Source organism: Candidatus Egerieousia sp. (assembly GCF_056211015.1).
In genome coordinates this window covers 15,535-28,796 of record NZ_JBAELF010000039.1, presented here as the reverse complement: position 1 = coordinate 28,796, position 13,262 = coordinate 15,535, and the positions used below count along the sequence as shown (strand labels likewise).

Here is a 13,262-nt window from a genome sequence, read left to right as displayed (position 1 = left end):
ACCTTGATTTTGTGGCCGGTTGGCGAGCTATTTCGTTCGTTGTTTGTGCCAGAGCTGCTTGCACGTGGCTTGATTAGAGTGCCGTACAACAGTGGACGTTGCAAGCAGACTCTTCATTTTGGCCGGTCTGCCTGCGGACATGTACCTTGGACTGTATTCCAGCCGTACACACCGCAAACAGCTTTGGCGGGCATGATAACTCTGGCAACCATGCTCAATTGGCGCAATTTCTGCTATCGTGCTCAATACCCTGTGTTTATGTGTTATTGAGCACGGCTGTTTCCGAAAACTATGGGGCTCGGTAACAGCGGAAGCGCAAATGGAGCCCTTGAAAGGCCAGCGGCGGTGCCACAATGTTTCTGCCTCATTGCTTTGCCACTCCGTCTCGCCATTCCGTACAGGATTGAGCCTTTGTTCGTACAGAATTGCGTCCTTTCCTGTACGAAACGTCTGATTTTTTCCGTTTCGTACAGGATTGCGTCTTTTCCTGTACGGAAAATCTGATTTTGTTCATTCGGTCACATTTTTGCGCAAAACGTGACCATTCGCGGCCTTTTCTTTTATTGGTGCTTCGTGTTAAATAGTGTTCATTCATAACATACGGCAAAGGTGGAAACAGAATCTTACAAGCAGGTGCTGAAACAGCAATTTATATTCGATTGCAGATAAAATCAGTTTCTAAAACAAGTAACTCAAGATAGGCAACCACTAGATAAAATTCACAGAATCAATGAATTAAATGCATGCAAAACTTAAATGAGCAACAATTGCAGTAAAACCACATCCTTTCAGACAGTATTTCGTAGATTTGCGTAAGCGCTTTCTCCCCACATAAATATAACTCAAGTTTCGCAAGCCTCCAGTAAATTCTTGAATAAATGTCAATACAATGCTTGAGAAGCAGGAGTAAAAATACTTGTGGGTTGTTATGGAAAGGATATTATGGGCTCTCATTCTGTTCTGGAACGTTGAGAATTATTTTGCGCCGTTTGATTTTTCAGAACCATATTCAAGGAATGCTTCGCAAACTGCCGGTCTCATTCTGGAACATTCAAAAAATCTTGATTCCACTGTGCTGATTGATAATAGAAATGCAAAAGAATTTCCGACATCAGAAAACAAGCCAGAACAATCAAGTAGATTCAGGAACTGGAAGGCATTCTCGCACAAGCGCGATGGCATAGCAAAGACTCTCTGCCTTGTGGCTGAAAGGTACGGTAGGTTTCCGGATTTGATAGGCTTGGCCGAGGTTGAGAACCGCTGGGTATTGAAGCAGCTTGCGCAGAACACCGTTCTGGCGGTTCAGGATTATGGAATTGTTCATAGGGATTCGCCGGATTCGCGCGGCATTGATGTGGCCTTGCTTTACCGCCGCTCAACTTTCAGGCCCCTTTCTGTTCGATTCATACCAATAACCATTGTTTCATCCCCCAGGCCATCAGATGCGCTGCCATTACAAGAGCAGGTTTCTGATAATGGGAAGAAAGTAGAGGTTCACTTGGACAATGAAACAGTTTGTGAATCAACCGTCACTTCAAAAAAGGTTTTGAACAGCAGGCCGGATGGCCGTTATGAGAAATACAGGAATGATATACTTGAAGATACATTAAGGACCAGGGAGATTCTTTACGTGAAAGGTGTGCTCCGGGGGTACGATACGCTGCACGTGTTCGTGAATCACTGGCCGTCAAAACTGGGAGGGAAAAGGGCGGAGAACCATCGCTGTGGAATAGCGGGTAAACTGAAATGGCTCTGTGACTCTATAACCGCTTCGGTTGAGGGGGAAAGCAGAATCTGCATTGAAGCAAAGGCTGAGGATTCGTTGGGGATAGAGCACAGTAACGGATGGGGTGACAATGGAAGGCAGGTTAAGGTGTGGCACGGTGCAAAGATTGTGATAATGGGGGATTTCAATGCCGGTGCAGGTGATGCTGCCTTGCGGATTCTCAATAGCGGAGATTGTGCTGTGCGGAGTATGGCAGAAGGAAAAGAGGCACCGGATATGTTTATGAAAACCGATGCCGATAAGGAAGATGCAATGCTGATTGATGTGACCGATGGATGTTTTCAGAAAAATGATACAATGCCCGGGCAGGGGAGTGATATGTGTGCGGAAATCAATAAGACAGCAAAAATCAACAACAGATATAACGGGAACTCAGAAGAAAATGTGACTTATGAAAGGGAGGTTCACGGCAGTTACAAGTACAAGGGTGAGTGGAGCACCATAGACCGCTTTTATGTGAGCAGGTATTTTGTTGAAGGCAAGGAGCTATCGGCCGGGATGGCGGAGATTTTCTCACATCCCTTCCTGCTTGAGGCGGACAGAACATATCTTGGAGTGAAACCCAAGCGCAGTTTCACGGGACCCCGTTACAATGGTGGCTTGAGCGATCATCTTCCAGTAATACTGAGGATTTTCAGTTTGCATTTTTAATAATCGCTGGTTAATTTTGTTTTGAAAAAGCAGAGAGTTATGAAGCAGTATCTTGATTTGTTGAGAAAGGTTATGGATGAGGGTGTGGTCAAGGGAGACCGCACCGGAACCGGTACAAAAAGCATTTTCGGGCATCAGATGAGGTTTGATCTCCAGCAGGGTTTCCCCTTGCTCACCACAAAGAAGGTTCATCTGAAATCCATAATCTACGAACTGCTGTGGTTCATAAGCGGCAGCACCAATATCAAGTATCTCAACGAGCATGGGGTAACCATATGGGACGAGTGGGCCGATGAGAACGGAGAACTGGGACCGGTTTACGGTGCCCAGTGGAGACATTGGAAGACTCCTGATGGTGGAGAGATAGACCAGCTGGCCAATCTTATGCGTGATCTGGTGAATAATCCTAACAGCCGCCGGCTTATGATTTCCGCCTGGAATGTGGCCGATGTTGATAAAATGGCGCTGCCTCCTTGTCACAGCCTGTTCCAGTTCTATGTGGCCGATGGAAAGCTTTCCTGCCAGCTCTATCAGCGCAGTGCGGACCTGTTCCTGGGCGTGCCTTTCAATATTGCCTCATACGCACTTTTCACACTTATGATAGCAAAAGTCTGTGGGTACACCCCGGGTGAGTTCATTCACACCACGGGAGATACCCACATTTATCTCAACCATTTCGAGCAGGTTCGCACCCAGTTGGAACGCAGCCCGCACCAGCTCCCGGAAATGGTCATTTCAGGTGAGCAGAAGAGCATCTTCGATTTCAAATACGAGGATTTCCATCTGGAAGGCTATGATCCGTATCCGGCAATAAAAGCACCTGTGGCAGTATAGCCTTCCTGCGCAGGTTCAGATTAGTCCCGTATTCCGAGATTCTGGCGCTCGTCAATCCTGTGAATGATGTTCTCCGCCTCTTCCTGGGAGATTATGCCTTTCTGCTGCATGTCAATTACTGTGCAACGCTCCTCGGCAAGCAGCATGCGTACCGCCTTCTTTGTTACTGCATTGTTGTAAAGAGCAGGATAGTATTCCTTCATTTTTTCAAGGCAGTCTTTCGCACTCTCAATATTGCTGTCAAGTTCCTTTTCAATCATTGAAAGCACATTGCTTTCAAGCTGTCTGCCAATAATTTCCGATTCATCAATGTGCGCGAGCAGTTCCTTGCCGGCTTCCTGTACAATGATGAATCCGCGCATAAGGTCATACTGTTTGTCAAAGACATTTGCTATGAACAGATTCTCGCCAATCCTAGGGAAGAAGTTCTTTATCAGTTCTCCAAGATGGTAAGCGGCATGCACGAACTTGAGCGGATTCGGGCGTGTCTGGTCATCAAGCGCCCTGTCACCTTCAAAGTCGTACTGGTCCTCAATTGTTTCCATAAGTTTGGAATAGGATCTTTTGGTTATTATGCCCTGTTCATAAATGCTTGCAGTTGCACTTCTTTCCTTGTCAAGAATCATCATTCTCAATTCAAGGACAATGTCATTGACCTCTCCTGATTTGTCATCAAAATCAACGGCTTTAGGAACAAAGGTGGAAACGTAGTTCCAGTTGGCTCCCTGCAAGGCTTCCTCTTTCTTGAGATTTTCCATGCAGGCCATGTCCTGCCGCCTTATGTTCGACTGTATCTTGTTGTCAATCCTGTTCCTTGCAGGAGAATCCGATTTCACGAGCTTGAGCTTGTTGAGCAGCCATTTTGAAGTGGTGGCGTTTATGCACAGTGTGAGCGTTACAACACCTGCGGTGCAGAGAAGTATACTGTCCCTTATGTCTTCAGGTATGCTGGTGGTGTAGTGCACCATAAGAGCCAGTGACATGCCAAGAGCACCTCTGAGTCCGCCCCATCCAAGAATTATGGATTCGCGTTTGCTCAAGCCGTATCCGCAGCGTTTGATAATAGGGTAGAGCATGACAATCATTATGTACCTGATGACATTGAGCGCAATGTATATGCTGAATACAATGAGCAGGCTCTCAAAGTTAACGTTCACCTTGGTTGCAATGATAATGCCTACTATAATGAATATGAGAGTATTGGCAAGATGCGCCAGGAAACTCCAGAACTTGCTCATGAATTCGTTCACCTTTGGTTTGAGCAGCGGACGTCCGCTCTGGGCGAATATGTGCCCGAATACAACAAGCGCAATGACACCCGATACATCAAGCGTCTTCTGAGCCAGTATGAACGTTACGTATGCGGCTATTATCATAACGCTGTTCTGCACAATCTCCTCGGATGACACCTTGGTCACGAACCAGAGCGTAATCTTTGCAATTACAAAACCTATCACAAAACTTGCAAGACATACCCAGATGAAGAAGGTAACCGGACCCATTGTGGTAGGGTGGCCTGCAAACGCTCCGTAGAAGAGCATGAAGCAGACGATACCGGTGCCATCGTTAAGCAAGGACTCGCCATCTACAAGTGTGGAGAAGCGTTTGCTTGTCTTGAGTTCCTGCAGGAGGGCAACAACTGCAACAGGGTCGGTTGCGCTTATCAGACCGCCGAACATCAGCGCATATGTCCAGTTCCATGAGCCTGAGCTTTCAGGCCAGATGTAAACGGTACCCATAACGAATGCGGCTGTAAGCAGCATGCAGATAACAAGTCCCGGACCGGCCAGAATTGATGCGTTGAGCAGAGTTTTCTTGAAAACGTGCAGATTCATTTCGTATGCGGCATCAAATATGAGAATAGGGAGGAACGCATACAGCACGAAATCAGGGTTCAGGTTTGACACATGGTCAATTCCCGCTTCCAAGAAGGATGCTTCACCAAAGATGCCGAACCTGTAAAATATTCCAAGAATAAGTCCCACTGCAAACAGCGCAACCGTGTATGGAAGCTTGATGTATTTACCAAGTGATTTTACAACAACACCTATGAGCAATCCCAGCACCAGCAGGATTATGGGCATAAGTAATGAATCCATAATAAATTATTTTATATTAAACCAAATCATTGAAAATATCCTCAACACTCTGAATTTCAGGAATCATAGAAGCTATCTGACCTATCTCCATCTCACCCTCCTGCGCATTGCCGTCAAATATTCCCAATTTTGTACGGCCCTTTCCCAGAAACTCCCTGAGCTGCTCTGCGCTTGCACCCTCATTCTCCATCTTTTCCACAGCGATGGTGAATTCATTGTTTGCCAGCAGTCTTGCCGGAGCCAGTTTCTTTAGCAGCAGCTTTGTTCCACCCTCAGGTATTCCAAGGCAGAGCTTCTTGTATTCCTCCGATGCGGAACTTTCCTTGCTCAGCGCAAAACGTGTTCCAATCTGCACGCCCTCGGCCCCAAGGGCCTCAACGGCCTTTATCTGGCATTTGAGAGCAATGCCGCCTGCAGCTATCAGCGGAAGTTTAACCGCCTTCCTTACAGCCGGAATCAGACAGAGAGTGGTGGTCTCCTCCTTTCCGTTATGCCCACCTGCCTCAAAGCCTTCGGCAACAACCGCATCAACACCTGCATCCTCCGCCTTCTTTGCAAAAGTTGAGGATGACACCACGTGGCATACCTTTATTCCGTTGCTTTTCAGGAACGGGGTCCATTTCCTGGGGCTGCCTGCACTTGTAAACACAACAGGTACCTGCTCATCTGCCAGCATCTGCATTATTGTTTCCATTTCAGGATAGAGCAGAGGTACGTTCACTCCGTAGGGAACAGGAGTTGAGCCATCGGCCATTCTGGCCTCTTTGCACTTGCGTATATGATACAGCAAGGTTTCAGGGTGCATGGAGCCTGCTCCGAGAAGTCCCAGGCCGCCGCATTTTCCAACAGCGGTAACAAGGCGCCAACCGCTGCACCAGACCATACCCCCACTTATAATAGGGTATTTTATTCCAAATAGTTCACAGACTCTGTTCTTTTCCATAGCAATGTCAGTTTTTTCTGCGTTTGAGTAGTGTTACGCTGATTGCGCCCATAAGGAGGATTATCAGCAGCCACGAACTTGCCTTCGAGCAAAGCTCGCCCTTGCTGAAGCATTGCGGATTGAACACGAACTCAATCTGTCCTTCACCCTCGGGTACCATTACTCCACGCAATATATAATCCGCTCTGAAAATATCCGCTTCGGTTCTCTTGCCTGCTGCCGGCTGATTATATTCACTTGATTCAGCATTTTCATTCGCTTGCGCTTGTGAGTTCTCCGCTGAGCTGTTCATAGTAATGTAAGCTCTCCAGCCTGGCGCATAGTAAATCTCGCTGAAGATTGCCGGCTGTCTTGATTCGGATTTGAAGGTGTAAACAAGACGGTTAGGAGAATACTCGCTGAGTTCTATGCTGTTGATTGCTGCGGCTGTTTCGCTGACATTGATTCCAGCAGGTGCTGAAGTGTTTGCTGTTGTGCAGCTTGAAATGGAATCATTGCCAGCTACAAAGGTGTCAAGGTCCTCGGGGGCGATTGTGCTGGAATCAACTATCGCCATGTTGGCAGGGTTTATAGTGGAGAGCAGTGATATCTCCTCGTTGGCATTCCTTGCCGGGATGAGTTTTGAAACGTACCAGGCGTTGCCAAGGGCGTATTGGTTTACAAGCGGAGGGTTCTCGGCTCCAACAATGAGGTAGCGGGTGTTGAGCATGCTCAGGACGGGATGCCAGCCAAGTTGCTCCTGGGCCTGCGCCACGGTGCCTGCTCCGTTGAGTTCATCTGTGATTGAGCTGATTTCAGGCAGGATGTACCAGTCAATCATATCCTGATACCGCTGCATCTTTGCCGGGCTGTAGCCGCCTATGGTCTTGTGATGGTATGAAGTGTAGGCGTTGTTGAAGGTGTTTACGCTCAAATCAAGCACTCTGTAGTCCGGGTCAGTGTCCTGAAGTATCATCTGGTCAACGGCACGTGCCTCAAGCACGTTAGTGAATTCCTTCTGTGTGACGAAATGTTCGGAGTTGAGGTATCGCTTGTCAATGGTCCAGAGGTCAACCAGCACAAGAACTATGAGAGCTGCGAGTGCGTAACTGCGTTTGAACCAGCCTTTTGTATATCCCCATACAGCTATTGCGCCAAGAAGTATGAAAGCAAGTGAGCGCAGAGCGTCCGCCCTCAGGAGTGACTGGCGGTCAGCTGCCAGAGTTGCTGCAAGCTCATCGGGATAATTTGCGTCAGCCGCAGATGAGAAGCTTCCTGCAAGTGACGGTATGAGCCACAGTATGAGTGAAACGCCGCCTGTGATGCCCAGGCTCCAGAGAAGGGCCTTCTTCAAATCACTGTCTGTTCCCGGCCTGGTTTCGGCAACGGTTTGGCTGCTGCCGGCGGCAACTTTGGCTTTTTCATTGGCAGCCATTGCTTTTTCACCGCTGAAGTGTGAACCTGATATGTTCAGAACGTTGCGCTGGTAAAGAACCTTGTCCAGAGCAAGGACAGCCATTACAGGAATGAGAATCTGGAGAATCACCAGAATCATTGACACCGTTCTGAACTTGTTGTACAGTGGCATATAGTTGAAGAACAGTTCGCTGGCGCTCATGAAATGATATCCCCATCCGAGGAATATTGCAATGAGTGCAACGGAACCTGTCCACCATCTGATACCGCCTCTGAGTATGAAGAACCCAAGAATGCAGAGGAAGATGGTGAGCGCACCCATATACATAGGGCCTGCTGTGAAAGGCTGAGGTCCCCAGTACAGTGGCAGAGCCTGAATTATCTGTTCAGCCTGTTTTGGAGGATAACCGCTGCCTACAAGCAGTTTGTAAGTTTCGGAGTCTTTGGTGAGCGCTCCTGCCGATGCTCCGCCATACAGGTTCGGTATCATCAGGTCCAGAGTTTCGCCTATGCCGTATGACCATTTTGTTGCATATTCAAGGTCAAGGCCCTGGCGGCTCTTTTTTTCTGTTTCGTTTGCTGAATCTGCTTCTAAAGTTTGTTGCACAGCTTGAGTGGCCGCAGCCTCTGGCACTATTTGGTCTGTTGCCTCATTCTCCGCTGCAAGTTTTGCATTTGCAATGACTGCTTCCTTGTCCTGTGGCGTGACTGTGAGTTCACTGCCGCCGCGCATTGAGTGTGCTGAATATTCGTAGGTAGGCCACAGCTGATTAACATTGCAGGCAATGCCAATGGCACCTGCAACCAGCAGCATTGCGCTGGTTTTCATGAATCTCGGGAAAGATTTCCGCTTTATGGCTCCGCACAGTTGCCAGATTGCAAAGCCAAGGATTATCATTGCCAGATAGTACGATATCTGCGGGTGGTTGGCCTTTATCTGGAAACTGAGTGCGAACGCAAAGAAGAGACTGCCCCAGAAAGGAGCGTTCCTGTATGCGTGCACAACCGCTGCAAGAACCCAGGGCATGAATGCAATGGCCATCATCTTTGTGTTATGTCCTACCTGGATTATCTGCATGTTGTACGAGCAGAAACTTACGGCAATTGCTCCGAACGCTGCAAGTGGCACGCTCACACCGAATGCTAGAAAGAGCAGGAATGCTCCTATCATTGATATGAGCAGATAGCTTGCCGGTCTCTGTCCTGTCTGCAGGAAGTTATAGAAAGTCTGGGTGGCATCTCCGTGATAGATTACGGAGATAGTTGTAGCCGGCATTCCTCCGAACATGGAGTTTGTCCACAGCGCCCTTTCTCCCGGGTGGGACTCGTTCCACGAAACAATCTCCTGCGCCATTCCTTTCCACGACGATATATCGGACTGGTTCACCACTTTTCCGCTGAACACTTCCGGTGTATAGGCATATGCCACAACTATGAACGCCACAATGGCAATTATGTATGGTAGTATTTTTCTGAACATATTTTTCATATTTTTTGCTTCTCTGCTTCTGTCCTTTGTTTATTTGCGTTTCTGCCAAATGTGGTTCCACCAATATGCTCTGTATGCCCTGCAAGGCCTAACTTTGGAACCCACCCCCTCATTTCGTTATAGTGGGTTCTATACAACCCCTTCAGAACGTCCTTCCAAACCGATTTGCGGCACCACCTTTGGCAAAATTATCTATTGATAATTTATTTGTTGTTCAATGTGTCCTCCAGCAGCCGGGCAAGCTTCTCCGTAAGCGCCGGCCTTGAGAAAGCTTCCACCTTTGAGCGGCTATCCCTGATATCATATTCGTCTCCAATGTCTCTTCCTTTTCCTATGCTTTCACATGCTTCACCGGCAGATGGATTATTCTCTACTGGATTCAGCCTCTCCTTGAATTTCAAATATTCTACAGCGATGGTTTTCTTTATTTCCTCTTCGTTGTCCCAGTCATAAACCGCTCCGCAGCCTGCGTCCTTCAACAGATGCGCAAGGTCTCCTGTTTCCGGACCGAAACCTGCTATAACGGGATGATTTCCATTACTATCGGCAGTGGAATATAAATATTCAAAGACCTTGCCTGTGAGAATGGCTGCCGCCTCCGGTTCCTTCCTCAGAGGGAGGATGAGCACGCTGGCGCATTTCTGCCATCCGGGTATCCGGGAGTGCGGGATGTAGCCAAGGTTAATGAGACTGCTCCCGAGTCCGTTGTTCTGTATGTCCTGTATGATGGAGGCTTCCGTGTTTCCAATCAGTCTGATTCTCAGGTGGTTCTTGAAGTCATTGTCTTCCTTGGCCATTTTTCCCAGTACCTTCCATAATGTTGAAGGATTGCCGTTCTCAACCATCAGGCCGGTGTGGGTGATTTCAAAGAAACGTTTTGCCTCTTCCTGCTCTTCTGTTATTGGCACTTGGAAATCCTGGGGGTCGTAACCGTTAGTAATCACATGTACCGGTGTGCCGGTTTTTGCGCTGAAATCCCTGTGCATGCTCTCGGTTACAACAATTATTCCGTTGGCGTTGTTGATTACCTCCTGCTCGAGTTTCTTATGTCTGGCCTCAGATTTCTTGCTGAGGTTCAGGTGCTTGAAATAGAACATTCCGGTCCATGGGTCGCGGAAATCGGCAATCCATTTTATGCCTGTGTTCCTGCTTACCTGTCTTGCAATCAGATGCATTGAATGAGGCGGGCCTGTGCTTATGATTGCGTCAACCGGATTGTCCTTGAGCCATTCTGTGAGGAACTTCACCGATGGTCTTATCCACAGGCAGCGGGGGTCCGGTATGAAGACATTGCCCCTGATCCATTTGCTTATGCGTTTTGTTATGGATTCTTTGTCTTGATTGCCTGCGTTGGCGGTGACACCTGCGCCTACAGCCGCATTGCTTTTCCTGCCAGTGAGTATGTTGTATATGCTGTACGGTTCAATAATTCTGGTTTTCAGAACCTTTGTTCCTGGTCTTATGTCCTTTTCAAGATTAGGATCAGTGCTTTCGGCCGCCGGATTGAGCGGCGTGTATATTATCGGCTCCCAGCCGTAATCCGGCAGGTACTTGGCGAACTTGAGCCATCGCTGAACTCCGGAACCTCCTGTTGGCGGCCAATAATATGTGATTAACAGCACTTTCTTCATAACCCACAAAGTTAAGGCTTACTAATTGGAAATCCTATCTGCTCAACCAGATTTTGCAAATTGCGGAATATCAGTTCACAATGTTTGAAATGGCAAACGGTTTGTTCTCTCCGTTTTCTGCTATTTGCTTGGTTGCGCCGGTCAGTTCATCTGAAAATTAGCGCCTTTCCTGGGTGCTAATTTTCATATTCCACTGCCCTGCCGCTACATTCGGCATAACTGGTTTCAAACCCCTTTTGCCACGGGGGTTTGAGCTCACCAAGCTTTTGTAATTAATTGATAATCAGCTATGTTGTTGTACCAGCTGATCTCAAACCCATCACAATATGAGGGTTTGAGACCACTATGGTTTATTTTTTCATTGCTTTCCTAGTTCGCATCTTCATCCCGTACAGGATCAGTGCTTTTTCTGTACGGAAAGCCTGAACTTTCCCGTTCGGTACAGGATTTGCTCTTTTCTTGTACGAAACGTCCGTTTCTTCTCTTTCGGTACAGGATTGCGCCTTTTTCTGTACGGAACGTCCGATTCTTCTCGCTCCGTACAGGATTTGCCCATTTCCTGTACGAAACGCCTGATTTTTCTCGCTCGGTATAGGAAGGTGCTGTTTTTATCTGGAAAGATTTGTTTGCTGAAAGTTTGCGGTTTCCGAGCAGGACTGGCACCCCAAACTGTTCATATAATGTGGGTTTACGATAATTTCTGACCGGTTATATAGCCGAGCCATGCACAGAAGATGCATACTATCAGGGTTCCGGAAATGTAGAGCGCAGCCATTCCCCATCTGCCTTCCTGGATGAGTGAAAGTGACTGTACGGAAAATGTGCTGAATGTTGTGAAACCGCCGCAGATGCCAACTGTGGCTAAAAGATACATAGACCCTTGATTGCAGTTTGAAACCAGCATACCAAGAACGAGAGATCCAATAACGTTTACAATAAAGGTAGCCCAATACGATGACCAATGTATATACAGACAAAGAACGCATATTCCGTACCTCAGCATTGCACCTATAGCTCCGCCCAGACCTGCGGCCAGAAAATTTTCAAACATTTTACACTTATTAGAATTGCGTGCAAATCTACGCAATTCCCATCATCTATTCAAATTCAGGGATGGTTAAGCAAATCATCAATTCGCCTTGACTTTGTGGTTTGCGAGCAGGCTGCGTACAGAGTTGACGCTGAAGAAAAGGCTATAGGAAAATGCAACTATCATCAGTGTTGAAATAACTTTGGCGTTGCCGGGGCAACAGACTTTGACTTCCAACCGGATGATGCTCTCTATGATCTGCATGTCTGATGGAAACAGGGGAAGGAGGATAAGAGCAAGCAGCATGCTCAGGGCTCCGGATGCAAACGCCAGAAGCAGATGCATCTTGTAATGACGCCACTGTTCATGCTGAACGCATTTGAGATACTCCACCTTGGAGATTTTTGCAGTCAGCTGTTCCAGAAAACGGTCGTTGTCTGAGAATTCGGTTATTGCGGAGGCGAACAGGTTTTCAAGTTCCTTGTCTTGTGTCATAGTTTGATGATTGCTTTTAATTTTTCCCGTCCTCTGGACATCTGTTTCCTGACAGCGTCTTCGGTGTTTTCCGTAATTGCAGCGATATCTTTGACGGAATAGCCGCTGAGGTAGTATAGTGTGATTGCCGACCTTTCCTTTGGCGGCAGTGTGGACAGGGCACGATACAATTGCTGGTGCGTGAATCCGTTGTCGGCAGATTCCGCTGCCATTACGCAGGCGGCCTTATCAATGCTTTCATACTGCTTTTGAGCTGCCACATGGTTGAGAAAGGTGTTGTGCGCAATCCTGAAGAGCCAGGACTTGAACTGGCCGCTGTCTTTATACTTGTCTATCGCAAGGTATGCCTTGACAAGAGATTCCTGCGCTATGTCATCGGCGTCAGCCATATTTCCGGCGCAAAGAGCCAGCAGAAAGCTTCTGAGGGCATTCTGCTGATTCTTTACCTGTGATATGAACTGCTCTTGGGTCACGCTTTGCCTTGAATCCTCTGTTTTTCTTCAGCTTCAATCTCCTTGGCCAGAAATTTCCTGCCTACGAAGAAGCATGCAACAAGTGCAATGCCCACTGCAAGGACTCCTGCACCGAATATGATACCCACGATAGAATACTCATAAATATTGGCTATTATGATAGCTGTACCTGCTATCAGGCAGATTACACCCCAGAGGAGTTTGGAGAGCAGCTTCTCCTTGAGCAGTTTTTCCTTTGGAGAAAGTTTCTCCAGCCACTGTTCCACGTCCATATCCGGATTTTTTTCCAGCACAGCCATAAGGATCTCCTGTCTTTTGTTGGTATCGTTGATTTTCTTGCGCATACTGAACCATATAGCAAGTACAGGTAGTACGCAAGTAAGGCCAATAAGCCAAAGTATGCCTAATTCGTTGCTCATGATATTTGTCTTTTTAA

At 47.4% G+C, this 13,262-nt stretch carries 11 protein-coding genes; 3 read left to right on the top strand and 8 right to left on the bottom strand.

Going from position 1 to position 13,262, the window contains the following annotated elements; all coding sequences use genetic code 11:
* Positions 1–291: 291 nt before the first annotated feature.
* The 3 genes from AC06L3_RS02755 to AC06L3_RS02745 all read left to right on the top strand — a co-directional run bounded on the left by AC06L3_RS02755 (position 292) and on the right by AC06L3_RS02745 (position 3,271).
* Complete coding sequence (locus tag AC06L3_RS02755; protein WP_475669097.1) at positions 292–504, top strand: hypothetical protein; 213 nt, start codon at positions 292–294, stop codon at positions 502–504.
* A gap of 424 nt (positions 505–928) precedes the next feature.
* Complete coding sequence (locus tag AC06L3_RS02750; protein WP_475669096.1) at positions 929–2,437, top strand: endonuclease/exonuclease/phosphatase family protein; 1,509 nt, start codon at positions 929–931, stop codon at positions 2,435–2,437.
* 39 nt (positions 2,438–2,476) lie between these two features.
* On the top strand, positions 2,477–3,271 hold the full coding sequence (locus AC06L3_RS02745; protein ID WP_475669095.1) for a thymidylate synthase: 795 nt from the start codon (positions 2,477–2,479) through the stop codon (positions 3,269–3,271).
* 20 nt (positions 3,272–3,291) lie between these two features.
* Here AC06L3_RS02745 and AC06L3_RS02740 read toward each other — a convergent pair whose 3' ends face one another.
* The 8 genes from AC06L3_RS02740 to AC06L3_RS02705 all read right to left on the bottom strand — a co-directional run bounded on the left by AC06L3_RS02740 (position 3,292) and on the right by AC06L3_RS02705 (position 13,245).
* Positions 3,292–5,370 carry a cation:proton antiporter gene (locus AC06L3_RS02740; RefSeq protein WP_475669094.1) on the bottom strand — a complete coding sequence of 693 codons (2,079 nt, stop codon included), beginning with the start codon at positions 5,368–5,370 and terminating at the stop codon, positions 3,292–3,294.
* Positions 5,371–5,386: 16 nt separating this feature from the next.
* The gene (locus AC06L3_RS02735; protein ID WP_475669093.1) at positions 5,387–6,313 is read right to left on the bottom strand and encodes an NAD(P)H-dependent flavin oxidoreductase; all 927 of its coding nucleotides are present in this window, start codon (positions 6,311–6,313) and stop codon (positions 5,387–5,389) included.
* Between the two features lie 7 nt (positions 6,314–6,320).
* A complete protein-coding gene (locus AC06L3_RS02730; protein WP_475669092.1) occupies positions 6,321–9,188 on the bottom strand; it encodes a YfhO family protein in 2,868 nt (955 codons plus the stop codon).
* A 212-nt stretch (positions 9,189–9,400) separates the two neighbouring features.
* Entirely contained in the window at positions 9,401–10,828 is a 1,428-nt protein-coding gene (locus tag AC06L3_RS02725) for a glycosyltransferase (RefSeq protein WP_475669091.1), read from the bottom strand.
* Between the two features lie 688 nt (positions 10,829–11,516).
* Positions 11,517–11,879, bottom strand: a complete 363-nt coding sequence (locus AC06L3_RS02720; RefSeq protein WP_475669090.1) for a fluoride efflux transporter FluC — start codon at positions 11,877–11,879, stop codon at positions 11,517–11,519.
* Between the two features lie 78 nt (positions 11,880–11,957).
* Complete coding sequence (locus tag AC06L3_RS02715) at positions 11,958–12,353, bottom strand: hypothetical protein (protein WP_475669089.1); 396 nt, start codon at positions 12,351–12,353, stop codon at positions 11,958–11,960.
* Positions 12,350–12,826, bottom strand: coding sequence for an RNA polymerase sigma factor (locus AC06L3_RS02710; protein ID WP_475669088.1), 477 nt, complete (start codon positions 12,824–12,826; stop codon positions 12,350–12,352). Before AC06L3_RS02710 ends, AC06L3_RS02715 begins: the two co-directional genes overlap by 4 nt.
* Complete coding sequence (locus AC06L3_RS02705) at positions 12,823–13,245, bottom strand: hypothetical protein (RefSeq protein WP_475669087.1); 423 nt, start codon at positions 13,243–13,245, stop codon at positions 12,823–12,825. Before AC06L3_RS02705 ends, AC06L3_RS02710 begins: the two co-directional genes overlap by 4 nt.
* Positions 13,246–13,262: the final 17 nt, after the last annotated feature.

Bases quoted from the DNA above. Each gene is read 5' to 3' on its own strand.
- AC06L3_RS02755 (WP_475669097.1), top strand. From the start codon at position 292: ATGGGGCTCGGTAACAGCGGAAGCGCAAATGGAGCCCTTGAAAGGCCA.
- AC06L3_RS02750 (WP_475669096.1), top strand. From the start codon at position 929: ATGGAAAGGATATTATGGGCTCTCATTCTGTTCTGGAACGTTGAGAAT.
- AC06L3_RS02745 (WP_475669095.1), top strand. From the start codon at position 2,477: ATGAAGCAGTATCTTGATTTGTTGAGAAAGGTTATGGATGAGGGTGTG.
- AC06L3_RS02740 (WP_475669094.1), bottom strand. From the start codon at position 5,370: ATGGATTCATTACTTATGCCCATAATCCTGCTGGTGCTGGGATTGCTC.
- AC06L3_RS02735 (WP_475669093.1), bottom strand. From the start codon at position 6,313: ATGGAAAAGAACAGAGTCTGTGAACTATTTGGAATAAAATACCCTATT.
- AC06L3_RS02730 (WP_475669092.1), bottom strand. From the start codon at position 9,188: ATGTTCAGAAAAATACTACCATACATAATTGCCATTGTGGCGTTCATA.
- AC06L3_RS02725 (WP_475669091.1), bottom strand. From the start codon at position 10,828: ATGAAGAAAGTGCTGTTAATCACATATTATTGGCCGCCAACAGGAGGT.
- AC06L3_RS02720 (WP_475669090.1), bottom strand. From the start codon at position 11,879: ATGTTTGAAAATTTTCTGGCCGCAGGTCTGGGCGGAGCTATAGGTGCA.
- AC06L3_RS02715 (WP_475669089.1), bottom strand. From the start codon at position 12,353: ATGACACAAGACAAGGAACTTGAAAACCTGTTCGCCTCCGCAATAACC.
- AC06L3_RS02705 (WP_475669087.1), bottom strand. From the start codon at position 13,245: ATGAGCAACGAATTAGGCATACTTTGGCTTATTGGCCTTACTTGCGTA.